Origin of the sequence: Hymenobacter tibetensis, from assembly GCF_022827545.1 — a bacterium.
In the GTDB taxonomy this organism is placed as follows: Bacteria; Bacteroidota; Bacteroidia; order Cytophagales; family Hymenobacteraceae; genus Hymenobacter; species Hymenobacter tibetensis.
Map to the genome: position 1 here is coordinate 446,980 of NZ_CP094669.1, position 22,495 is coordinate 469,474.

General features: G+C 56.8%; 20 protein-coding genes. 10 read left to right on the forward strand and 10 right to left on the reverse strand.

Annotated elements, in window-relative coordinates; genetic code table 11:
* Positions 1-315: 315 nt before the first annotated feature.
* Positions 316-924 (forward strand): 3'-5' exonuclease family protein, encoded by a 609-nt coding sequence (locus MTX78_RS01755; RefSeq protein ID WP_243799361.1) that lies wholly within the window; start codon positions 316-318, stop codon positions 922-924.
* Positions 925-984: 60 nt separating this feature from the next.
* Here the strand turns inward: MTX78_RS01755 and MTX78_RS25250 are convergent, their stop codons facing one another.
* The 3 genes from MTX78_RS25250 to MTX78_RS01775 all read right to left on the reverse strand — a co-directional run bounded on the left by MTX78_RS25250 (position 985) and on the right by MTX78_RS01775 (position 3,089).
* Positions 985-1,812, reverse strand: coding sequence for a TPM domain-containing protein (locus MTX78_RS25250; RefSeq protein ID WP_262924448.1), 828 nt, complete (start codon positions 1,810-1,812; stop codon positions 985-987).
* Positions 1,809-2,270, reverse strand: a complete 462-nt coding sequence (locus tag MTX78_RS01770; RefSeq protein ID WP_243799363.1) for a TPM domain-containing protein — start codon at positions 2,268-2,270, stop codon at positions 1,809-1,811. Before MTX78_RS01770 ends, MTX78_RS25250 begins: the two co-directional genes overlap by 4 nt.
* 240 nt (positions 2,271-2,510) lie before the next feature.
* Positions 2,511-3,089 (reverse strand): LemA family protein, encoded by a 579-nt coding sequence (locus MTX78_RS01775; RefSeq protein WP_243799364.1) that lies wholly within the window; start codon positions 3,087-3,089, stop codon positions 2,511-2,513.
* Between the two features lie 304 nt (positions 3,090-3,393).
* Between MTX78_RS01775 and MTX78_RS01780 the strand changes: the two genes are divergently transcribed.
* From MTX78_RS01780 to MTX78_RS01800, 5 genes are all read left to right on the forward strand, one after another.
* A complete protein-coding gene (locus MTX78_RS01780) occupies positions 3,394-4,395 on the forward strand; it encodes a sugar phosphate nucleotidyltransferase (RefSeq protein ID WP_243799366.1) in 1,002 nt (333 codons plus the stop codon).
* A gap of 104 nt (positions 4,396-4,499) precedes the next feature.
* Complete coding sequence (locus tag MTX78_RS01785) at positions 4,500-6,005, forward strand: hypothetical protein (RefSeq protein WP_243799368.1); 1,506 nt, start codon at positions 4,500-4,502, stop codon at positions 6,003-6,005.
* A gap of 145 nt (positions 6,006-6,150) precedes the next feature.
* Complete coding sequence (locus tag MTX78_RS01790) at positions 6,151-8,328, forward strand: prolyl oligopeptidase family serine peptidase (RefSeq protein WP_243799370.1); 2,178 nt, start codon at positions 6,151-6,153, stop codon at positions 8,326-8,328.
* A gap of 184 nt (positions 8,329-8,512) precedes the next feature.
* The gene (locus tag MTX78_RS01795) at positions 8,513-8,740 is read left to right on the forward strand and encodes a hypothetical protein (protein WP_243799371.1); all 228 of its coding nucleotides are present in this window, start codon (positions 8,513-8,515) and stop codon (positions 8,738-8,740) included.
* Positions 8,741-8,856: 116 nt separating this feature from the next.
* The gene (locus MTX78_RS01800) at positions 8,857-9,342 is read left to right on the forward strand and encodes a GNAT family N-acetyltransferase (protein ID WP_243799373.1); all 486 of its coding nucleotides are present in this window, start codon (positions 8,857-8,859) and stop codon (positions 9,340-9,342) included.
* 86 nt (positions 9,343-9,428) lie between these two features.
* Here MTX78_RS01800 and MTX78_RS01805 read toward each other — a convergent pair whose 3' ends face one another.
* The 4 genes from MTX78_RS01805 to MTX78_RS01820 form a co-directional block, all read right to left on the reverse strand.
* Positions 9,429-9,731, reverse strand: coding sequence for a DUF4286 family protein (locus tag MTX78_RS01805; protein ID WP_243799374.1), 303 nt, complete (start codon positions 9,729-9,731; stop codon positions 9,429-9,431).
* Positions 9,732-9,934: 203 nt separating this feature from the next.
* Complete coding sequence (locus tag MTX78_RS01810) at positions 9,935-10,384, reverse strand: DUF6526 family protein (RefSeq protein ID WP_243799376.1); 450 nt, start codon at positions 10,382-10,384, stop codon at positions 9,935-9,937.
* Positions 10,385-10,489: 105 nt separating this feature from the next.
* Complete coding sequence (locus MTX78_RS01815; protein WP_243799377.1) at positions 10,490-10,888, reverse strand: hypothetical protein; 399 nt, start codon at positions 10,886-10,888, stop codon at positions 10,490-10,492.
* 74 nt (positions 10,889-10,962) lie between these two features.
* The gene (locus MTX78_RS01820) at positions 10,963-12,210 is read right to left on the reverse strand and encodes an MFS transporter (RefSeq protein WP_243799379.1); all 1,248 of its coding nucleotides are present in this window, start codon (positions 12,208-12,210) and stop codon (positions 10,963-10,965) included.
* Between the two features lie 289 nt (positions 12,211-12,499).
* Between MTX78_RS01820 and MTX78_RS01825 the strand changes: the two genes are divergently transcribed.
* Positions 12,500-12,742: a hypothetical protein gene (locus MTX78_RS01825; RefSeq protein ID WP_243799381.1), complete on the forward strand. Its 243-nt coding sequence runs from the start codon at positions 12,500-12,502 to the stop codon at positions 12,740-12,742.
* A 45-nt stretch (positions 12,743-12,787) separates the two neighbouring features.
* Here the strand turns inward: MTX78_RS01825 and MTX78_RS01830 are convergent, their stop codons facing one another.
* Entirely contained in the window at positions 12,788-13,663 is an 876-nt protein-coding gene (locus tag MTX78_RS01830) for a helix-turn-helix domain-containing protein (RefSeq protein WP_243799383.1), read from the reverse strand.
* A 358-nt stretch (positions 13,664-14,021) separates the two neighbouring features.
* On the opposite strand from MTX78_RS01830, the gene MTX78_RS01835 reads away from it, so the two are divergent.
* The 3 genes from MTX78_RS01835 to MTX78_RS01845 all read left to right on the forward strand — a co-directional run bounded on the left by MTX78_RS01835 (position 14,022) and on the right by MTX78_RS01845 (position 18,556).
* Positions 14,022-15,854 (forward strand): sodium:solute symporter family protein, encoded by a 1,833-nt coding sequence (locus MTX78_RS01835; protein ID WP_243799384.1) that lies wholly within the window; start codon positions 14,022-14,024, stop codon positions 15,852-15,854.
* Between the two features lie 233 nt (positions 15,855-16,087).
* Positions 16,088-17,314, forward strand: coding sequence for a glycoside hydrolase family 130 protein (locus MTX78_RS01840; RefSeq protein ID WP_243799386.1), 1,227 nt, complete (start codon positions 16,088-16,090; stop codon positions 17,312-17,314).
* 36 nt (positions 17,315-17,350) lie between these two features.
* Complete coding sequence (locus MTX78_RS01845) at positions 17,351-18,556, forward strand: AGE family epimerase/isomerase (RefSeq protein WP_243799388.1); 1,206 nt, start codon at positions 17,351-17,353, stop codon at positions 18,554-18,556.
* 163 nt (positions 18,557-18,719) lie between these two features.
* Here MTX78_RS01845 and MTX78_RS01850 read toward each other — a convergent pair whose 3' ends face one another.
* Positions 18,720-19,682 (reverse strand): cation diffusion facilitator family transporter, encoded by a 963-nt coding sequence (locus tag MTX78_RS01850; RefSeq protein ID WP_243799390.1) that lies wholly within the window; start codon positions 19,680-19,682, stop codon positions 18,720-18,722.
* Positions 19,683-19,798: 116 nt separating this feature from the next.
* Positions 19,799-22,261 carry a TonB-dependent receptor gene (locus tag MTX78_RS01855; protein WP_243799392.1) on the reverse strand — a complete coding sequence of 821 codons (2,463 nt, stop codon included), beginning with the start codon at positions 22,259-22,261 and terminating at the stop codon, positions 19,799-19,801.
* Positions 22,262-22,495 lie beyond the last annotated feature (234 nt).

Here is a 22,495-nt window from a genome sequence, read left to right on the forward strand (position 1 = left end):
TAACAATATGAAATTATCAGCTGATAAATAAATTTATAGAAAATCAGGAATATATAACAACCTAGTCAAAGGCCTGTTGATAGCATGTCAGTGGGCTCTGTAGCTTCTAATTATCAGCGCTTTACAGATGGTGTCTTGTAGCAAGAGAACAAATTATCCCATGCTTGGTAGGTGAAGCAGATGACCTTATTATTATCTGACTGCTAAGCTTCTTTGCATTGTTAGTGTCTGCTGGTCAGGCTGTAGAACAGCCATTTTGATGCGTAGAAGCCCCCTTGCGTCAACGCCGCTAGACGGAGGCCGTACAGCTTCTTCATGCGCTACATTTCCCTTGACCTTGAAACTTCCGGTGGTCGGCCTCAGCGCCATCAAATCCTGGAACTTGCCGCCGTAATAGAAGATACCAAGCACCTATTGCCGCTGCCCGAACTGCCTGCGTTTCGGCGTGTGGTGCGCCACCCCGAATATGTGGGCACTGCCGGCGCGCTGGCTCTCAATGCCCGCCTGCTGCAGGAATTAGCCGATAAAGCACCCAACCCCGAGCTCTGCACCCCCGACCAGTTGTTGCCCCAGCTACGGGAATTTTTGCTACAACACGGTTTCAAGCCCGACAAGCAGGATTGCGTGAGCGTGACCATGGCCGGTAAAAACATAGCCTCCTTCGACCTCGGATTTCTGCGCGAATTGCCCGGCTACGGTACCTTGGTTCGGGCGGAGCCTGCCATGCTAGACCCCGCTGCTTTCTACCTCAATTGGCGCAAAGATTCGCGCCTGCCTACCATGACTATCTGCAAGGCCCGCGCTGGTTTCGAAGACGATACAGTGGCGCACGAAGCCCTAGCCGACGCGCTGGATGTGGTGCAGCTACTGCGTCCGTTCTATGAGCTGCCCATCTACAAGCAAGTACAGCCCGAACAACAATAAAAGAGGCCCGAACTACAAATAGCTCGGGCCTCTTTTAGTTGTGTGCTAGACAGAACAGCGTTACCAGTCGCCGCTGGCGCCGCCGCCGCCGGAGCTGCCGCCCCCGAAGCCGCCGAAACCGCCTCCGCCACCACCTCCGCCGAAGCCCCCACCGCCGCCAAATACGCCGCGGCCACCCGAGAAGTCGCCGAAGATAACGGGGGGTATCATCATGCCGCCACCCAGACCGCCGCGGCCACCCCGGCCACCACCTCCGCGCGACCGAAGCAGCATAAACAGAACCAGCGCGCCAATAATCACCCAAAACGTCCAGCCGGTGCCGCTATCGTCGGTGCGGCGCTGGCGGGTTTGGGTGGTTTGGTCGGCTTTGTATTCACCTTTGGCCAGCGCAATAAGCTGGTCGGTGGCTCGGTCAAGTCCTTGGTAGTATTGCTCTTCGCGGAAAGCCGGAACAATAGTATTGGAGATAATGCGCTTGGCCAAGGCATCCGGAATAGCACCTTCTAGGCCGTAGCCGGTTTGGATGCGGGCCTTTTGCTCTTTGCGAGCAATGAGCAGCAACACGCCGTTGTTGTTGCCTTTTTGGCCAATGCCCCAGGTTTCGTAGAGTTTCTGCGCGTAATCGGCAATTTCATAGTCGCTGAGCGTGGGTACGGTCACGACGGCAATCTGGGAAGAAGTGGAGTCGTTGTACGCCACCAGCTTCTGCTCCAGCGCCGCCACCTCATCAGGCCGCATCATGCCCGCCAAGTCGTTTACGAGGCGAGGGGGCGAGGGGCGGGCAGGCACCTCCTGCGCCAACGCGCCGAGCTGCACCGATAAAAGCAGCAGTACCAGCACCAGCGGCCGGAGCCACGCTCGGTATAAAACAGGAAGGGGATGCATCATACGCGAGGAGGCTGCGTAATGCCACCGCCAAACGAAATGGAATCGTCGAGTTCGTTTTTGTCGGTCACGGAGTCGTAAGGAAAGTAACGTTTCAATTGTTCGCCGACCATCCGGATGCCTTGCTCAAGCCCCGCCACGTACTTGGCGGTGCGGAACTGACTGAGCACGGTTTCCTTGGTGGTTTCCCAAAAGTCATCAGGAACGGCAGAATTGATACCTGCGTCGCCGATAACGGCAAACTGCCGACTCTTCCAAGCCAAGTAGAACAGCACGCCATTGCGCTGCGCCGTGCGGTGCATGTTCAGTTCGGCAAACACCTGAGCGGCGCGGTCGAGCGGTTCGGGAGTAGGGCAAGTGTCTTCCAGGTGCACCCGGATTTCACCGGAAGTGGTGATTTCAGCCTGCCGGATAGCCGCCACGAGTGCTGCTTCCTGGTCGGGGGTGAGGGGGTTGGTCATAGGTGGTGGGATTTCGAGAGAGGGGGTACGAGCAGAAAAAACAGGCGTGCCAAGAAGAGTTGAAGCATCTCGGCAAGGCAATAAATCCGGTGGCTTAGTCCTTGGAGCGAAACGGTATTTCATCTCCGCTCGGCACCACCAACAACCTTACTACGAAGCTAACGCACTACTTGTGGGCACTATAGCAAGCAGAACCCTGCTTTTCTGCCCATACGCACTCCTAGACCCCTGCCAGCCAAATCAGAACTGAACCGTAGGCGCTTTCTGCGAAGCTGGGTCGGCGGCGAAGTACGGCTTCTCGGCGTAGCCGAACATCCCCGCAAACAAGTTGTTGGGAAACGACTTCACGAAGCCGTTGTAATCGTTGGTAACCGTGTTGAACTTGTTGCGCTCCACGTTGATGCGGTTTTCGGTGCCTTCAATCTGAGCTTGTAGCTCCTGAAAGTTGGCGTTGGCTTTCAGCTCCGGATAATTTTCCGATACGGCCAACAACCGGCCCAGGCCGCTGCTTAGCTGGGTTTGGGCAGCCTGAAACTTCTGCAAGTTTTCGGGCGTGAGCTGATCAGACGAGATATTGACGCCCGTGGCGTTGGCCCGAGCCTGCACCACAGCTTCCAAGGTGCTTTTCTCGAAATTAGCGGCACCCTTTACGGTGTTCACGAGGTTCGGAATCAGGTCGGCACGGCGCTGGTAGGCACTTTGCACGTTGGCCCATTGAGATTTCACCGCTTGGTCGCGCGATACCATGCCATTGTAGCCGCACGACGACTGAGACAGCAACATCACCAGACCGGCAAAGTAGAGAAGGAAACGTTTCATAAAAAGAAGAAGGGGAGAGTTGGTAAATGAAAAACCAGTCAATAGGTAAGAGACAACGACAAGCCAGTGAGAATCCAGAGCCGCTTACCGCAGCCTCATACGGTGCTTTTGCAATAGTAAATAATATTACGGTTGCATAATATTTTCTTTGAGGCCGTGCGGCGGGCTTGTAGAAGCCGTGCAGGGTCTTATAATCTCACTATTTCATCGTGCCAAAGTACGAATTCGAGCTTCAGCGGTTGTCAGTGAAGCGGCTCCCGCTGCTATTCGCTATTTTGCGGACTTACGCCACGCCTGTTGTTCAATGAAAGCTATTATTCCCGTTGCGGGTATTGGGTCGCGCCTGCGCCCGCACACGCACACCCAGCCGAAATCCCTGGTGCCGGTGGCCGGCAATACCATTCTCGGGCACATCATCGACCGGCTCAGTGGGGCCGGGGTTCAGGAGTTTGTATTCATCATTGGCTATCTAGGCGAGAAGATAGAGCGGTACGTGCGCCGCACCTATCCTCAAATTCATAGCACGTTTGTGGTGCAGGAGCCCCGCGAAGGCATTGCGCACGCCTTGTGGCTGGCCCGCGACACGTTTCGGCAGGAGGCCGATGGTATTCTGATTCTGCTCGGCGACACCATTGTGGATGTAGACCTGCCTGCCATGATGCAAACGGCTGGCAACGTGCTGGCCGTGAAGGAAGTGAAAACGCCTTCGATGTTCGGGCTGGTGGAAACGGCCGTCAACGGCCGCGTAACCAAAGTGGTGGAAAAGCCACGCATTCCGAAGTCCAACTACGCCTTGGTGGGGCTCTACAAGATTGCCAATTCCGAGTGGCTGGCTACGGCTTTGGAGCGCCTCATCGACCAAGACCAGCGCACGCACGGCGAGTTCCAGCTCACCGATGCGCTGATGCTCATGATTCAGGACGGCGCCGAAATGACCACCGCTTCGGTGGACAACTGGTTTGACTGCGGCCGCAAAGATTCGTTGCTGGAAGCCAACGCCCGCTTGCTCAACCGCCCCGAGTTCCTAGACCGCCGCGACTATCCCCAGTTTCCGGATACCATCATTATTCCGCCCGTCAGCATTGGGAAAGACTGCGAAATCAGCAATTCCATCATCGGGCCCAATGTGGCCATCGGCGACCGGACCATTGTGAAGAACACTATTCTGAGCGAGTCTATTATCGGTTCCTACAGTGAGCTGCGCTCAGCTGTGATGCACGATTGTATCGTGGGCTCGGATGCTTCGTTCCGGGGTATGCGCCACAGCCTGAACATCGGCGACAACACCGAGATTGACTACAGCTAGGGTTGGGGCGTAGTGCGATGTGGCCAACGAAAAAGCTGCCGTTTCGCACCGCTGGCCCGGCTTTCGCGTATCAACTTCAACTTCTGAAAACTACTCGCTTGTATATGATAGGTACTTTCCGCCGCGCCCTTGCTGTTTTGGGGGGGCTACTTGCTGTGTTGAACGCCGCTTTTGCCCAGACGCCGCTCGGGCAGCCCTCGTTCGATGAGCAGAAGGTGCAGGTGTGGTGTGCCACCGCAAAGTTCGTGTACGAAGACAACGGCCGGCCCAACCTCAAGAGTACCTTGCGTTGTGGCGGCACCCTGAAGGAATTCGAGAACAGCATCAAAGCCGACAGCCAACGCGTGTTTAGTGCGCTTTATCAGCCGCTAGAGGGGCGCGGTATCATCTACAAAGGGCTGGGTTCCAATCCGTCGAGGTTGCAGAAGCTGAAAACCGAAATCATCAACCGGTTGAAGTCTTCGCCGGCTCGCCGCGCTAGTCCGGCCCGGATGCAGCGCCTGGCAGCCTTGGAAACGTCCCTGACCAACTATGTGGACAACGGTACGCCCATCGGCGACCAAGCCGAGGAACTGGCCGAAGAAAACCCAGACGAGGAAGCTGCCACCGAGGAAGTACCCGTGCCTGGTGATGCTGGGTTGAGCGAGGCAGGTGTTGCGCAAGCTCAGGACACAGCGCGTGGGTCGGGCGACAGTTTGATGAACCGATTTTTTGCCCCGCTGGCGCTGATAGTAGCCTTGTTGAGTTTGGTGCTCTACATGCTGATGCGCCGCAACTTGGCCGTGTTTCAGAAGGAACTGGTGGCCAGCATGACCCAGCGGCAAGACGAAATAATGGCTGCACGGCCTACACCCACCCCAGCAGCAGCTCCGGCCGCGTCCGCTCAGTCCCTTTCTCCTGAGCTGCACCGCCAGATAGAGCAGCTTGTGCAGCAACGGTTGGAAGCGGAGCTAGCCAAACACGCACCACTGGCCGCTCCGGTGGCGGCAGTAGCTCAGCCGCTAGCTTCAACCGAAGTGCCACCAGCCGCTGCGCCGCCACTAGAGGTGCCTCGGGTGATAGCGCAGCCGGTGGCTGTGGTAGCGCCGGCGCCATCAACCCCGGAATTTACAACGGCTGTACCCGCTACTGCTACCATACAAGACACACCAATACCCATGACGGAAGTGCCTGGTCCGCCAGTGGTTATACCAGCTGGATCGCCCGCTAGTGCTTTGCGCGAAGATTTCGAGAGTGTGGTGCCGGCCGTGCAAGTGCCTGGCCCGGCTGAAGAGCCAGTAGCCGAGAGCTTCGTGCGTTACAGTCCGGCTTTCAGAGCCAATACATTTCAGGCCGAGGAGTTTACGGAAGAGCTGCAACCTGATAGCGTGTATGAAATCTACCTAGACATGCAGTGGCCCGAGTTGGCTACGTTTCAGGTGAGCCCGGCGCCATCTGTGCAGGCATATCTGCTACAGGATGCGCCGCCTGATTTGCTGGCTGCCGCCTGCGAATACGAGCAGCCTGCTGGCCTTGTCACGCAAGTTATAACGGTAGAGGAAGGAATTTTGCGCAAGGTAGAAGGTGTTTGGCAGGTGGAACAAAAGGCGCTGGTACAGTTTGAGGAGTAGTCTGCTGCCCGATAAAACGTGGTGCAGTACGTCAACTGCACAACACACTTCCAACTTCATCAACGATTTGCAGGCGCGAGCTTATCAGCACATCGTGCAACACAATACCTGATTTATCTTCGGGCCTTTCCTTGTCACTTCCTTCATGCAAAAACGATTATTTCCGGCGCTGGCCTTGGTGATGCTCGCGGGCTGCCGCTCGTCGCAAACCTACTCGCCGGTACCCGAGAGTTCTTCTATCTCCGCATCTTTTCGCATACCCGTGCAATATCCCGCAACTCGCAAAGCCGACCAAGTAGACGACTACTTTGGTACTCCCGTGCCGGACCCTTACCGCTGGCTGGAAAACCCCGACTCCCCAGAAACCAAAGCCTGGGTGGAAGCCCAGAACAAAACCTCTTTCGGCTACCTGGAGAAGATTCCGTTTCGCGACAAAATCCGGGAGCGGCTCACGACCATCTGGAACTACGAACGGTTTGGCGTGCCACAAGAGGAAGGCGGACAGTTGTATTTCTCGAAAAATGACGGCCTTCAAAACCAAGCAGTGCTGTACACCCAGCAAGATGGGCAGGAAGGCCAACCCGATGTGCTACTCGACCCTAATAAGCTTTCGGCGGACGGTACCACGGCGCTGGCCGGCACTTTCTTCTCCAACGACCACCAGTACATGGCCTATGCCACCAGCGGCGGCGGTTCCGATTGGCAGAAGTACAAGGTGATGGATTTGAAAACGCGTCAGCCGCTAACCGATGAGCTGAACTGGGTGAAAGTATCAGGAGCAGCGTGGTACAAAGACGGCTTCTTTTATAGCCGCTACGATGCGCCAAAGTCCGGCGAGAACAGCTTGGCCGGAAAAAACGAGTTTCATAAGGTGTACTACCACAAGCTGGGCACCGCCCAGGCGAAAGACCAACTGGTGTACGAGGACCCCAAGATGGCGCTGGGCTTCCGAATGGTGGGCACCACCGAAGACGAACGGTTCCTGGTGCTCTACCTTACCGATGGCAAGGCCGACGGCAACCGCCTCTCCGTTCGGGACCTAACCGACCCTAAGCAGGCCGATACGTTTACGCCGCTCATCAGTAGCTACACGCATAACAACTCGGTGGTCGGCAACATTGGTGGCCAGCTGCTGGTGCTCACCAACTACAAAGCACCGCGCTACCGGGTAGTGCTCATCGACCCCAAAAAGCCGCAGGAGGCGAACTGGAAGGAAGTGCTGCCCCAAACCGAGCAAAAGCTGGAAGGCGTTGATCAGGTAGGAGGCTATTTGGTGGCTTCGTATTTGAAAGATGCCAGCAGCAACATCAAAGTGTACACCGAGAAAGGCGAGTTCAAGCACGATGTAGCCCTGCCCGCCATTGGTACGGCAGCTGGGTTTGGAGGCAAGCGCGATGCCAAAACGGTGTATTACGCCTTCACCTCGTTCACATACCCTACCACCATCTATAAGTACGACCTCGCCAGCAACACCAGCACGGTATTTCGGGCCCCCAAAGTAGATGTGAAGCCCGAAGACTACGTGACCACGCAGGTGTTCTACGCCAGCAAAGACGGCACCAAGATTCCGATGTTCATCACCCATAAGAAGGGGTTGAAGCTGAACGGAAAAAACCCCACGTACCTCTATGCATACGGCGGGTTCAACGTTTCGCTTACGCCTTCCTTCTCGGTGGCGCGCATGCTGTGGCTGGAAAACGGCGGCATCCTAGCCGTGCCGAACCTGCGGGGCGGTGGCGAGTACGGCGAAGCCTGGCACAAAGCCGGCATGACCCCCAACAAGCAAAACGTATTCGACGACTTTATTGCGGCCGCCGACTACCTAAAGGTGCAGGGCTACACCAGCACTGAAAAGCTGGCTATTGCCGGCGGCTCGAACGGTGGCTTGCTGGTGGGCGCCACCATGACCCAGCGCCCCGACCTCTGCGGCGTGGCTTTTCCTGCGGTGGGCGTGATGGATATGCTGCGCTACCAGAAGTTCACCATCGGCTGGAACTGGGCGCCGGAATACGGCACCTCCGATACCTACGGGCAGTTTCAGAACCTTTATAAGTTCTCGCCACTGCATAACCTGAAGCCGGCTGCCTACCCCGCCACCATGATAACCACCGCCGACCACGACGACCGGGTGGTGCCCGCGCACTCCTTTAAGTTTGCGGCTGCGCTGCAAGTTGCCAACACTGGCCCCCGGCCCCAACTGATTCGGGTAGATGTGAATGCCGGCCACGGCGCGGGCAAAAGCACTAAACTCCAGATAGAGGAATGGGCCGATGTGTGGTCGTTTGCATACCAGAACATGGGCATCAACCCGTATAAGAAATAAGGCGCGCCGTAGGGCGCTGACTATTAGGCGAAATAGGACGGAAGCACGACTGCGAAGCTTCCAGCCAGCCGATTGCTCGCCAACAATAGCCTAAACAGTGCAAAAGTCGTAGAAGGCATTCACCACTTGGTTCGTATCTTCGCGGCCACAACGCGCGTCCCTAGCTCTACCTTTAGGTTTTCACATGAAAAAAACGTTTCTGCTCGGTCTGTTGGCCGCTTCGCTGATGCTGTCCGCTACGTCGTGCAGCAACCCCGATTTCACCAAGGACGAGGAAATGGCTACTAAGCCACTGCCTCCCATCCCGGCTGCTCCCGACACCACTGGCGGCAAGGCTGCAACGCCAGCCACCCGCGAAATAACCGCGCCAAACGCCACCGAAGACATTAAAAAGATGCAGCCGGTTATGTAGCCAGCTGCTCGCAAGCAATAGGGAATGAGCAACAGCCAACTACGCGCTGTTGCTCATTCTTTGTTTTCAGCCACTGGCTGGCTGTTTTACTTTTCGCCCTCACATCTTTCCCCACCATGAATATTCGTCGTGGCCGCGAGGCCGATTTGCCCCAGGTGCTGGCGCTCATCCAAGAACTAGCCGTGTATGAGCGCGCCCCGCACGAAGTCACGAACACGCTGGCCGATATGCAGCGCGACGGCTTCGGACCGGATTCTATCTTCAAGTTTTTTGTGGCCGAGCAGCCCGATGCCTCTATTGTGGGTATTGCGCTATACTACACGGCGTATTCCACCTGGAAAGGCCGGATGCTGTTTTTGGAAGACTTGGTGGTGACCGAGCAACTGCGCGGCACTGGCGTTGGCAAGCAGCTGTTTGATGCAGTAGTGGCCGAAGCGCGCCATACCGGCGCCAACCGTATGAAGTGGCAGGTCCTGAACTGGAACGAGCCCGCCATTGGCTTCTACAAGAAAGTAGGAGCCAACCTCGACCCTGAATGGCTGAATGGCAACCTCAACGCCGAACAATTGCAAGCCTACGGCGGGATGGTGGTACCGGCGTAAATAGCAAAGGGGGCGAGTTGCTGCTAACCCCTATGGAGTCAGCAGCAACTCGCCCCCTTCGAGTTATCGGGTTGGCAGTGTGGCCTTTAGCTTACCACTTCCAGCATGGTGCGGAACGAAGCGTATCGGCCACCGAACTGAGCTTCAATGTCTTTGCGGAGGGCTGGAGCCGCTACGGCTTGGTATTCCTCTAGCTGTTCTAGGCTCACGCAATAGTATTGTGCGGCGTAAGTAATGCCGTCGTCTTCTTCATTAAGCAAACGGCACAGCTGGCTGCGTACGAAAAAGCCCGTAGCCATTACCTCTGGCATATGGGTGTCGCGCATGTAGGACACCCACTGCTCGGCAATTTCCGGATCGAGGCTGGTCGTAACGTTGTACAGTATCATAGGAGTAAGGTCTTGGTTGAGGGCTTAGGGCGTATGATGGGCGCCTTGCGTAAGCCTGAAATAGTGCCCTGCGCTTCAAGCGGCAGGGCTGGCTGCATCGAGCCTGAAACGAAGTGCGGTTGGGTAAGCGGGTAAGAGTGTATAACGCAAAAGTCGGCCAAAAAATCCAAGCTTCTGCGCGTAGTGGCTCGCAAGGCCCTACATCAGACGCGCATGTGGTCGAAATGAAACTCCTGGATGCGGGCCTGAATATCTTTCGAGGAAAGGTTTTCGCTGATAGCCGCCTGTACTAAGCCAGGCAGTTCTGCATTGCCCGCGAAGCGCAACGCTAGGATCTGGCTCAGTTTCAACTTGTTTTCCAGTGGTCGTAAGCTTTGGCCAGTGGCTTCAAAGTATTGCTGCCGCACCTCCAGCCGGATGATGCGGTCCTGTAGCGTGAGGGCATAGTGCTGGCGCAGCAGCAACAGCACCCCAAAGCTGACGACGGCCAGGGCCATCAAGGTAAACCAAAGCCGGGAATCCTCGGAGTCGTCGCCAGCTACGGCCACGTACCGGCGGATGGCATAGATAGTAACAACCAGCAGGGCCGGTAGCAGAACGAAATGATGCCATGGATACAGCATGGGCTTATTCTTGGTGGGTTCAGCAGCCATATAGAGAACAAAGGGTAAGCGAAACGGAAAAGGCAGACGCAAAAAACTCCGGCAAGTTGGCCGGAGTTTTCACAAAGCGTACTAGCTTGAATTTCAAGTTTATAGTTACGACTTAAGGGCTTTTGCAGCCTTCTTCGCATCACGGGCCTTGCGCTTTTCGGCGCTGGCGGCGTCTTTAGCGAGCTTCTCTTGGCGCTTGGCCTCTTTGGCGGCGTCTTTCTGGCGGTTCAATTCCAGCTTCTGCTCTTTCATCTGACGCTTTTGCTCCCGCATAGCGTTCTTCTGGTCTTTTATCTGGCTTTCCGTCTGGTCTACGCTGCTGCGCGACGAAGCGGTTTGTTGCTTTTGTGCATCGAGGGCAGCTTTAGCGTCAGCAGCGCGTTGCTGCTGCATCTGCAAACGTACCTGGGCGGAATCTGCTGGGGTGGTCGTCGTTTGAGCCTGGCCAGTATGACTGCTCACGATACCAACTGCAAAGGCGAAAATGGCGAGGATCTTTTTCATGACGGACTTGTAGTGAAGTTCAGGTCTGATACGGCATCCTCGGAGCAAAGTTGAATATCTATAGTTATTCCTCCTTACTCCACATAATCCAATTCTTTGCCATAGCTTTCGGGTAGGGTGCTGGCACTGTAGAAGGCGAGGACCAACGTCACGACGCCGATAACGGTGGCGGCACCCGTGATACCCAACGAAGGCTTGAGCGCCGAAAAAGCTGGGTTGATGAGCACAATAGCGCCGCGGGCAAAGTTGGGCGCCGTAGTAGCCACCGTAGAGCGCAGATTGGTACCAAACTGCTCGGCCGACACCGTCACGAACAGCGCCCAGAAGCCCCCCGTGAAGCCTATCATAAAGCACACAAAGTAAAACAGAGTGGTGCTGGCACCATGCAGCCCATACAAGTAAAAGCCCACCATAGCAGCGCAAGACGCTATAAAGAGCTGCAACGTACGGTTGCGGCTCTTGAAAACCTGGCTAAGAGTGCCGCTGGCGAAGTCGCCGAGGGTTAGCCCGAAATAGGTCCAGAAAATGCTTAGCCCGCCCGTTACGGCGCCTTGCACCCCAAACTCTTGGCCGAACTCAGGCGCCATGGTGATAAGGATGCCCACCAGAAACCAGAATGGCACGCCCAGAAACAGGCAGCGCAAGTACTTGGCCAGCCGGGGGCCGTTTGTGAACAAGCTGGCAAAATTGCCTCGTTCTACGCCTTCGCGCTTCGCCTGCTCGAACATGCCCGACTCGAACACGCCCGCCCGCAAGGCCAACAGCGCCAGCCCCAAGCCGCCCCCAATAAAATAGGCGTTGCGCCAGCCGAAATACTGCCCCACCAAGTACGCCACCATTGCGCCCGACACACCTACCGACGCCACTATCATAGTGCCATAGCCGCGCTTTTCTTTGGGCAAACTCTCGGCTACCAACGTAATGCCCGCGCCAAGCTCACCCGCTAAGCCCACGCCCGCAATCAGGCGCAGCCACGCGTATTGATCGACAGTTTCAACAAAGCCGTTGGCAATATTGGCCAGTGAATACATCAGAATAGAGCCGAACAGCACCGACAGCCGCCCCCGCTTGTCGCCTAGTATGCCCCAGAGGATGCCACCCAGCAGCATACCGCCCATTTGCATGCTAAGCAAGTACTGGCCTTGCTCGGTGATGGCGGCTGGCTCCGTAACTCCCAGGCCCTTCAGGCTCTCCACTCGCACAATACTAAACAGGACCAAGTCGTATATATCAACGAAGTAGCCCAAGGAAGCCACGATGACTACGGCGCTTAGCAGAGCGGCTGTTTTAGGGGCGGGAGAGTGGGGACTGGCAACAGACATGGCAGGCGGGGAAGAGAAGAAAACGACGCTATCAGTGGCACGTTATGCACAATCTGGAAAACCAGCAAATAGCAAGCGCCGCACTACGCCAAAGAAATTCGCCGGCTCAGCACGTTAGAGAATGCCTTGCATATGGAGCTACCTAGTTGATGACGCTACATCTGAAGCGGGTTGCTAGGTAAACAAGAAAAGAATTACACGTAAGATATATACTAATTTACTTGGATAAATTGCCAATGATATTAGTTTTGCACTTCTATTACCGTATCCATCCTTTCCTTCTACTGCTATGAAAAAGGAGCTACAGTACACGGTCTGCTGCCAACTTACCCTAGCTGAATTTGAGTTAGGGCAAATAGTTGAAACCCGACAAATACACCATCAGCTGGCCACCGACAGCACGGAACTCAACGAGGTATTCGCCGACCTCTACGACCAGTTTCGTAGCCCCGACCTGCTTGGACTCCAGATTGTCTCCATCGAGCCTAGCCACCAGCATACCCCGGAGCCGGTCTGGGAGGTAAGAGCGTAGCACATGGGCGTAACATAGCGCACGATACCGCCTAGGTTTGCCCGTTCAGATGAAGATGCGGGTGCCGGAAAAGCTCTGCCGAAACTCCCGTGGCGTGCAGCCTTTCTTCTTTTTGAAGATGCGGTTGAAGTTAGAAATGTTGTTGAAACCGCACTTGTAGGCTACTTCTGCCACATTATGGGTGGTGTCGATCAGCATGCGAGTGGCATGGCCCAGCCGGATTTCGTTGAGGCTATCAATAAAGGTGCTGCCGGTCCGCTTCTTGATGAACCGGCTAAAGGATACTTCCGGCATACTGGCCAGCTTGGCTACTTCCGCCAGCGTAATGGGTTGGCTGTAGTTAGCGTGCATGTACTCAAATACCTTCTCGATGCGGCGGCTGTTGTAGTTGAACTGCTCACTATTGAAGGTGGAGTCGGAAAGGGTGCGCATGTTGCGCGAGGTGGAGAGGTCGTGCAGGATGGAAAGCAGCTCCAGTACCGAGTCGAAACCGGTTTTTTGTTCCAATGACTGAAGCCGCCCGCGCAAGCGCTCCGTAGCCTCGCGCGAGAACAGAATACCGCGCTGGGCATTTTCGAGCATCTGCCGGATAAAGCTGAGCTGATTTTTGTGCAGAAACCGGTCTTCCAGGAGGTCTTTATGAAACTGAATGGTCACTTCCCGAATTTCCTCGCTGCGGCATTGGTGCGTAAACCAGGCGTGGCCCAGGTTGGGGCCTATCAGCACCAGTTCCAAGTCCTCAATCACTTCGATATGGTCGCCGACGATGCGCTTGGCACCGGCGGCATTCACGATGAAGTTCAACTCGAACTCCTCGTGGTAGTGCAGCGGAAAGTTGAACTCCTTTTTCACGCGCGAAAACAACGTGAAACAGTCGCTTTGCGTGAGGGGAGTTACCTCCCGCATTAGGTTGTGGCGCATAACAGAAAGCTACGGAATCAGGTGCGTAAACAAAGCAAAAAATGTTAAAATAGTATTAAGAAGAAATATAGCGCAAGAAGCCGGTTCAACGGCTTAGAGAGCTACAGAGGCGCGCTTCGCTTGCGCTGGGGTTACAAATCGGTTAAATGAGTACAAGAGAAGGGTAAGATAGCATTACTAACTGCTTCGGGTGCTGGCTACATTTGGAAGACCCACAGAGGCACTAAAAGCCAATTTTATAAGGCAGTCATACAGCTAGATACAGCCAGTCAGGGTAAGGCAGCGCCATTGCCCAACTGCACCTCTAGTATCTGCATGCCTTCATGAAAAGCGTAGGTGCCTTGCCGCTTCCCACCCAATGAAATTACGCCTGCTTGACGTACTCATTATTGTAGCGTATTTGCTCACAACCGTGTTTATCGGGTTGTGGTACCGCAAAAAAGCCCGCGAAAACAAAGACAGCTACCTCATGGGCGGCAAAAGCCTGGCCTGGTACAAGCTCGGGCTGAGCGACGCTTCCGATATGTTCGACATCAGCGGCACCATGTGGATGGTGAGCTTGTGCTTCGTGTATGGCTTGAAAAGCATCTGGATTCCGTGGCTGTGGCCGGTGTTCAACCAGGTGTTTCTGATGATGTACCTCTCGCGCTGGCTGCGCCGCTCCAATGCGGCCACCGGGGCCGAGTGGCTGGCTACACGCTTCGGCAATTCGGGGCCGGGCGTGGGGGCTTCGCACAAAGTGGTTATTGCGTTTGCGCTGCTAAGCTGCCTGGGATTTCTGGCGTACGGCTTTGTGGGACTCGGCAAGTTCATTGAAATCTTCGTGCCTTGGGAAATGGTGCAGGGCTACGTGCCTTTCAGCGTGGCGCCGCAGTACGTGCCGCACGTGTACGGCATCATCTTCACGCTGTTCGCCATGTTTTACTCTATTCTGGGGGGCATGCACAGCATCGTGCTCGGCGACATGATCAAGTACGCCATCATGACGGTGGCTTGCGTGGCCATCTTCGTTATTGCGTGGCAGAATTTGCAGGGCAGAACTCTGAACGTGCCAGCGGGCTGGGACACCCCGTTTTTTGGCTCCAAGCTGGAGTTGAACTGGACGGGCATCATCGACGAGGTTAATCAGAAAATCAAGTCGGATGGCTATTCTCTGTTTGGTATCTTCTTCATGATGATGGTTTTCAAGGGCATCTTCGCGTCGTTGGCGGGGCCCGCGCCGAACTACGACATGCAGAAAATCCTCTCGACCCGCTCGCCGGAGGAAGCCAGCAAGATGAGTGGGTTCGTGTCCATAGTGCTGCTGCCTGTTCGCTACGCGCTGGTGATTGGCCTGACGGTGCTGGGCTTGCTCTACTACAACCAGATGAACATTGTGGGGCCGGAAGGCACCACCGACTTCGAGCGGATTCTGCCGGTGGCCATCAATAATTTCCTGCCCACTGGTTTGCTGGGCTTGGTGCTGACGGGGTTGCTGGGCGCTTTCATGGGCACGTTCAGCGGAACCGTAAACGCGGCCCAAGCCTACATCGTCAACGACATCTACCTCAAGTATATCAACCCGAATGCACCCACCCGCACCATTATTTCGCTGAACTACGTGGTAGGGGTGGTAGTGGTGGCCGTAGGCGTGCTGCTAGGCTTCCTGGCCAAAGACGTGAACAGCGTTTTGCAGTGGATTGTGTCGGCGCTGTACGGCGGCTACATTGCTTCCAACGTGCTGAAGTGGCATTGGTGGCGGTTCAATGCTACCGGCTTTTTCTGGGGTATGCTCACCGGCATCGTGTCGGCTCTGATTTTCACGCGCTTTTTCGAGGGCATCGAGTTTCTCTATTACTTCCCCGTGCTGTTCCTGCTGTCGTTGGCAGGCTCGGTCATCGGGACGTACGCTGCGCCACCCACTGAGGAAACCGTGCTGAAGGCATTCTACAAAAACGTGCGGCCCTGGGGTTTCTGGGGACCTATCAACGCCCTGGTGGTGGCCGAAGACCCGAGCTTCCAACCCAACCGCAACTTCCGCCTCAACATGTTCAACGTGGTGTTGGGCATCATTGCCCAACTCTGCCTGACTGTTTTGCCCATGTACCTGCTGCTGATGCAAAAGCTGCCGCTGCTGCTCACGGTGCTGGCGCTGGCCGTGATAATCTTCATTCTGAAAAAAACCTGGTGGAACAAACTGGCTGATTACTAAAGCACGCTTTATAAGATGGGAATGGTCTGCCGCCTGGGAAACGGTAGGCCACGGGGGCCGGGGAGCAACTTGTTGCTCTTGCCGGCAGCTGGTCCACCGTTGGGAATTCGGTGGACCAGTCTTCCGTCCCGCTTACCCGGGCTTGTTGCGCCCAGTGGCTGTCTGCCGCTCCCACCCCTGTTCCTCTCTCAACCACGCAATGCTGGCCTAGCTAGGCTATCACTTACTTCGCTATGACGCTTTCCTTTGAAAACCGTGTGCGGGCTCTGCAAACCGCCCACGAAGCCCTACTGACGCGCCCTAATCCAGTCCAGGAGTCTGCCATGGCCAACGGACTCTACAGCCGATACCAGTTTCCGGTACTCACCGCTGCCCACGTGCCCCTCACGTGGCGCTACGACTTTCAACCGCAAACCAACCCATACTTGCTAGAGCGGATTGGCGTGAACGGGGTGTTCAACTCAGGCGCCATCAAATGGCAGGGCAAGTACCTACTAGTAGCCCGCGTGGAAGGCACCGACCGTAAATCGTATTTCGCGGTAGCCGAAAGCCCCAATGGCATCGACAACTTCCGCTTCTGGGACCATCCAGTGGTGCTGCCCGAAACCGCCGAGCCCGATACCAACGTGTACGACATGCGCCTGACCGCCCACGAAGACGGCTGGGTGTATGGCCTGTTCTGCACCGAGCGCCGCGACCCCGCCGCGCCGGACGCCGACCAGTCGGCGGCGGTAGCGGCGTGCGGCATTGCCCGCACCAAAGACCTGATAACTTGGGAACGGCTGGCCGACCTGAAAACCCGCTCGGCCCAGCAGCGCAACGTGGTGTTGCACCCCGAGTTTGTAGACGGCCAATACGCTTTCTACACGCGCCCCCAAGACAGCTTTATTGAGGCTGGTAGCGGCGGCGGCATCGGCTTCGGGCTGTCTGAGTCCATCGAGCAAGCCGAAGTGCACGAGGAAACTGTCATCGACCGAAAGCAGTACCACACAGTGTACGAGGCCAAAAACGGGCAGGGCCCGACGCCGCTGAAAACCCCACTTGGCTGGCTGCATCTGGCGCATGGCGTGCGCAACACGGCCGCTGGCCTGCGCTACGTGCTCTATATGTTCCTGACTGACCTCCACGACCTTACCCGCGTGACGCACAAGCCCGCCGGTTATTTTCTGGCGCCGGAAGGAGAGGAGCGCGTCGGTGATGTTTCCAACGTGGTGTTCAGCAACGGCTGGATTGCCGACGACAACGGGCAGGTGTTTATCTACTACGGCTCCTCCGATACGCGCATGCACGTAGCCACCTCCACCATCGATACGCTCCTGGATTATGTGCAGCACAACCCCGCCGATGGCCTGACATCCGCGGCTTCGGTACAAGCCATTGAGGCCTTGATTGCGCACAACCAGGAGGCCAACAGCGTTAACGTTGGAATGCAGGCCCGCACTTCCATTGCGCAGTTGTAAGCTGCATGCAGCAAGTCTGACCGAGAGTAAAAGGTGATGATGCAACAAGCGGAGGCATTTCAGGAAGAGCTAGACCGAATTCTGACTTATTGGAGCACCCACATGCTCGACACGGCGCATGGGGGCTTCTACGGCCAGATAACGGATGAGAACAACGTAGTGGCGCAGGCGCCGAAGGGCTCGGTGTTGAATGCCCGCATCCTCTGGACGTTCTCGGCGGCCTACCGACGGCAGCCCAACCCCACGCATCTAGCGTTGGCCACGCGGGCGTTCGGGTATTTGGAAAAACACTTCTTGGACGCCGAGCACGGTGGGGTATTCTGGTCGGTTGATTATCTGGGCCAGCCGCTGGATACCCGGAAGCAGATTTATGCCTTGGCCTTCGCCGTGTATGGGCTAAGTGAATATTACGCGGCCAGTGGCAACGAACGGGCGTTGCAACACGCGCAGGCATTGTTTCGCGCCATCGAGCAGCACAGCTTCGACCCGGAACATGGCGGCTACCTCGAAGCCCTGGCCCGTGACTGGTCGCCGCTGGCCGATTTGCGCCTGAGCGACAAAGACGCCAACGAGAAGAAAACGATGAACACCCACCTCCACATTCTGGAGGCGTACACCAACCTCTACCGCGTCTGGCCCGACCCACAGTTGCGCGCCCAAACGCAAGAGCTACTGGAAGTGTTTCAGGCGCATATCATCGACCCGACTAGCCACCAGTTGCACCTGTTCCTCGACGAGCAGTGGCAGCCGAAGTCCACCCTCGTTTCGTTCGGCCACGACATTGAGGCTTCTTGGCTGTTGCTGGAAGCCGCCGAAGTGCTAGGCAACGAAGACCTTGTGACGCAGTTTCGGCGGGTAGCCGTTGACATGGCAACGACTGCAACGCGTGGGTTGGATACAGACGGCGGCCTCAACTACGAGTTTGATCCTGCCCAGGAGCATGGGGACCGAGACAAACACTGGTGGGTGCAGGCCGAAGCCATGGTTGGGCTGCTGAACGCTTACCAAGTGAGTGGGCAGCGCCGTTTCTACGAGCAATTTCAGGCGGTGTGGGAATTCACCCGCACCCATCTCCTCGACTACGCGCATGGCGAGTGGCTTTGGGGTGTGACGGCAACGCACCTTCCTATGACGGGAGAAGACAAAGCCGGTTTCTGGAAGTGTCCCTACCACAACACGCGCGCTTGTCTGGAAGTCCTGGCTCGGCTGCCCAAAGTACCCGTGCCTGCCCGCGCCAACTAGTCTATCTACAGTTCAGCGTACAGCTGTTGCGGACTACGAAGCACGTTGGGCGGCTGTATAGGCGGCATACCTATCATGGGGGCAACTGAGGCTTCGTGCCTGAGTGGCTTGCGCTTTCATAAGGCCTGCTGCGAAGCCCGCCTCAGAGCACAAGAAGCTAGCTTCACGCTTCCTGCTTGGATTTTCGCGCTGGAACGGGCTTTTCGTCGCAGCAGCCGTGGGCGCCCATAGCGGGGGCTACGTCTTCGAGCTGTACGGTGCAGTGGCTGATGTTGAAGGCGTGCACCAAGTCGTGCTGCAGTTCTCCCAGAAACTCGTTGCTGTTGCCGCTGTTGGACCGTACCAAGTGCGCCGTAAGGGCCGTATCCTGCGTGCTCAGGGGCCACACGTGCAAATCATGGACGCCTACCACACCGGGCCGAGCCAACAGAAACTCCCGTACCGCCGCCATGTCGATGCTTTCTGGGGCTGCTTGTAAAGCCATCTGGATGGTTTCGCGCAGCAACCCCCAGGAACTGTAGCCTACCACCACCAAAATCACGAAGCTGATAGCTGGGTCCAGCCACATCCACCCGGTGAAATACACCAGCGCGCCACCCACTACCACGCCCACGGACACCAGCATGTCGGTGAGCATGTGCAGGTACGCGCCCCGCACGTTCACGTCGCCCTTTTGGCCGCTATGAAACAGCCAGGCCGTGAAGCCATTGACCACGATACCCAACCCAGCCAGCGCCATCACCACGGTGCCATTCACGGGCGTAGGGTGGCGCAAATGGTCCAAGGTGTCCCACAGAATAAAGCCCAGCGCCAGATACAGCAGGGCCGCATTCAGTAAGGCAGCCTGAATGGTAGCGCCTTTGTAGCCATACGTGAAACGCTCAGTGGCGCGGCGCTTAGCCAGCCAGGTGGCCCCCCAAGCCAGTGCCAAACTCAGGACGTCGCTCAGGTTGTGGCCCGCATCGGAAAGCAGCGCCGACGAGTTGGCCCACAAACCGCCAGCCGTTTCGCCAGCCACAAAAAGCAGGTTCAGGGCAATGCCCCATCCAAAAGCCCGGCCGAACTCCGCTGGCGGCGCATGGTGATGATGGTGGTCGTGTCCGTGTCCGTGGTGGGTGTGGGCCATAGTAGTCAAGCGTTTCGCGCAGGTTCACACAAAGTGAAACCGCCATGATGTGCTAGGTTGTTTACTGCAACGCGGCAAGCTCCTTTGGGATTCACTTTAGCACACCCGTTTGAAATTTACTTAAAACTCAACGGTACTACCAGCCGCACGCTCACATTTCGTCCTTGGTTGAACACGCCGCTACGGCCGTTGCTGGGGTTGTACGCTGCGTACTTCAGCCGGCTCAAGTGGCTCTGGTACCCCACATCAAACAGGTTATTGGCGGTCAGATAGATTGAAAACAGCGTTTTGTCTTGGCCATTGGTTATGTCAGAGCCCGCGCTTAGGTTGACTAGCGTGTAGCCGGGTGTGCGCGTTTCGGTTTCGAAGGCCGAGAACACCCGGTTTTGCGCGAAGGTGTATTCCACGCCGCCCCGGGCGTATAGGTTGCGCAAACGCGTGGTGCCCACCTTACGGAAGTTCACCCGCAGCTCCGACTGCAACCGGTCGGCGGGAATGAAGGGCAGATACTTCTGGCCAGCGGGCTGGTCGAACTGAATGGCGCGCACCATAGAAAACGAGTTTTCGAAGTGCAGCCAGTCGAAGGGGTGCGGGTGGAGGTCCAGGGTGATTTCGCCCCCAGCCAGGCGCGCATCGCCTTGGCCGTAGCGGAACACTGGGTCGCCGGTGGTAGCCACCGAGTCGGCGGTGCCGCCAGCGTTGAGTAGGCGCGCCGGGAAAATGTAGTTGCTGATGCCGTTGCGGAACGCGTCCACAAAGAGGCCCACATGGTCGGAGATGTAACTAACGCCGCCATCCACCTGAAAGCTGGTTTCGGCCTTCAAGCCTGGCTCCCCAATTTCGTAGCGAATGGTGCCCTCGTGTTGGCCATTCGAACCCAGTTCGGCAATATTCGGAGCCCGAAAGCCGCGGGCCAGGTTGGCTTTCAACACCAGCTTATCGGTGGCGCTGAAGGCACCGCCAAAGCTGCCGCTCACGTTGCGGAAGGTACTTTGGAACCCCGGAAATTTCTCTTCTCCCGTAGTGGCCGGCCGCTCGTCATCGTCGAGCAGCAGCCGGTCGGCCGTGATGCGGCGCAAGTCGTAGCGCAGGCCGCCGGTCAGGTCGAGCTTGCCAAAGGTCTTCTTAGTGACGCCGAACATACCGCCATCCGTCAAGTCGTACGCCGGAATTAGGAATTCCACGCCCTTGTTCTGGTTTTCCTGCCGCATGCCACTCACGCCCACGGTGGTTTGCCAGCCGTTCTTCTCAGGCAGAAAATAGCGCACCGCATAATCAACCGTGTGCAGCTGGAAGTAGAGGGAAGTTTCCTGGTCGTCGGCGGGGTTGCCGAATTCGCGCCGCAGGTTTTGCTGCCATCCTACGTTCAAGGTCAGGCGGCTTTGCCCCAGAATAAAGCTATTGTCGGTGCCGATGCGTAAGTGGTTGATCTGCTGGCTTGGCACCCCAATGCCGTAGCCGCGCAACTCGTTGTCGGTCACGGGCAATCCTACAATGTCGTTGGGGTCGAGGCCAACGGCTACTTGCTTTAGAAATCTGCCAGACACGGAGTCTCGGTCGCCTTCCACCAGCCCGAGTTCCTGGTTGAAGGAGTTGAACGTGAGGTGCGAGTAGCCCCAGCTTTTGTTTACGCCCACGTAGCCGCTGCCATCTAGCTCCCGAAAGCCGGAGTTGTACACGCGCCCGTCGTAGCGGTTGCGGTAGTTGCCGGCCAGCTTGCCCGTGCCACGCACCATCCAGTTCACTCCGTTCAGGTTGCCGGCGTTCATGAGCGAGTAGCCCTGTAGGTAGTTGTTGGTTTGGTAGTTGGCCGCCACCGACCCCAGAATCCGGCCTTCGTCTACCGGCTCGGGAGGCAGAAAGTTGATAACTCCCGCCAAGGCATCGGAGCCGTATAGCAAACTGCCAGGTCCTTTGATGATTTCCACCCGATCAACGCTGTATTCGTCGATTTCAATGCCGTGTTCGTCGCCCCACTGCTGGCCTTCCTGCTTGGCGCCGTTGTTGAGCGTTACGAGCCGGTTGGAGCCTAGGCCCCGAATAACGGGTTTGCTGATGGCCGCACCGGTGGTAATCTGGCTCAGGCCCGGCGTGTGGGCAATGGCATCCACGGCATTGGTAGCGGCCGTTTGGCGCAGCCGGGTCTGGTCTATCACGCTGGTAGGTACCGGCGAGCGGCGCAGCTCGGTGCTAGCTGATACCCCTGTCACGACCACCTGGCCAATTTCGGTGGCGGCTGGTGAGAGGGCTATGGTCAGCGGCTGCCCGTTGCCGGTTTCTACCGTTTGGACCACGGTGGTATAGCCCACAAAACGCACCTGCATCAGAAACCGGCCCTTGGGCAAATTCGCTAGCTGAAAGCTGCCATCAGCCGTGGTGGCGGTAGCGCGCTTGAGGTCAGGGAAGTAGATGGTGGCACCTGGCAGGGCTTCACCGGAGTTGGCATCGGTTACGCGGCCCGTGGTAGACTGAACAGCAGCTGGCGCCACTCGAGCCGGGCGAGTAGGGGAGGGCGCTTGGCCCAAAACACTTCCGCCCCCTAGTAATAGGCCAGCAGAAAGCAAAGAATAACGAACCATATGACAAGGTAAGGAGGCAGACATGAACGAAAAATGAGCGTTCGGGATGCACTTCCTATAAAATAAGAAAGCTCCGACCACTGGCCGGAGCTTTCCTCAGGTTTCTCCAAAACCAAACCAGGAGAAGATGGCGCGGAGCCGTTTGCAGCCAGCCCCGCAATATGGTAGAGGGTGAAGCCGCAGTACGCAGGCAAGGAAGCGGCAGGGCGGCTCGCTTCCCGCCGCGTTTCCTAG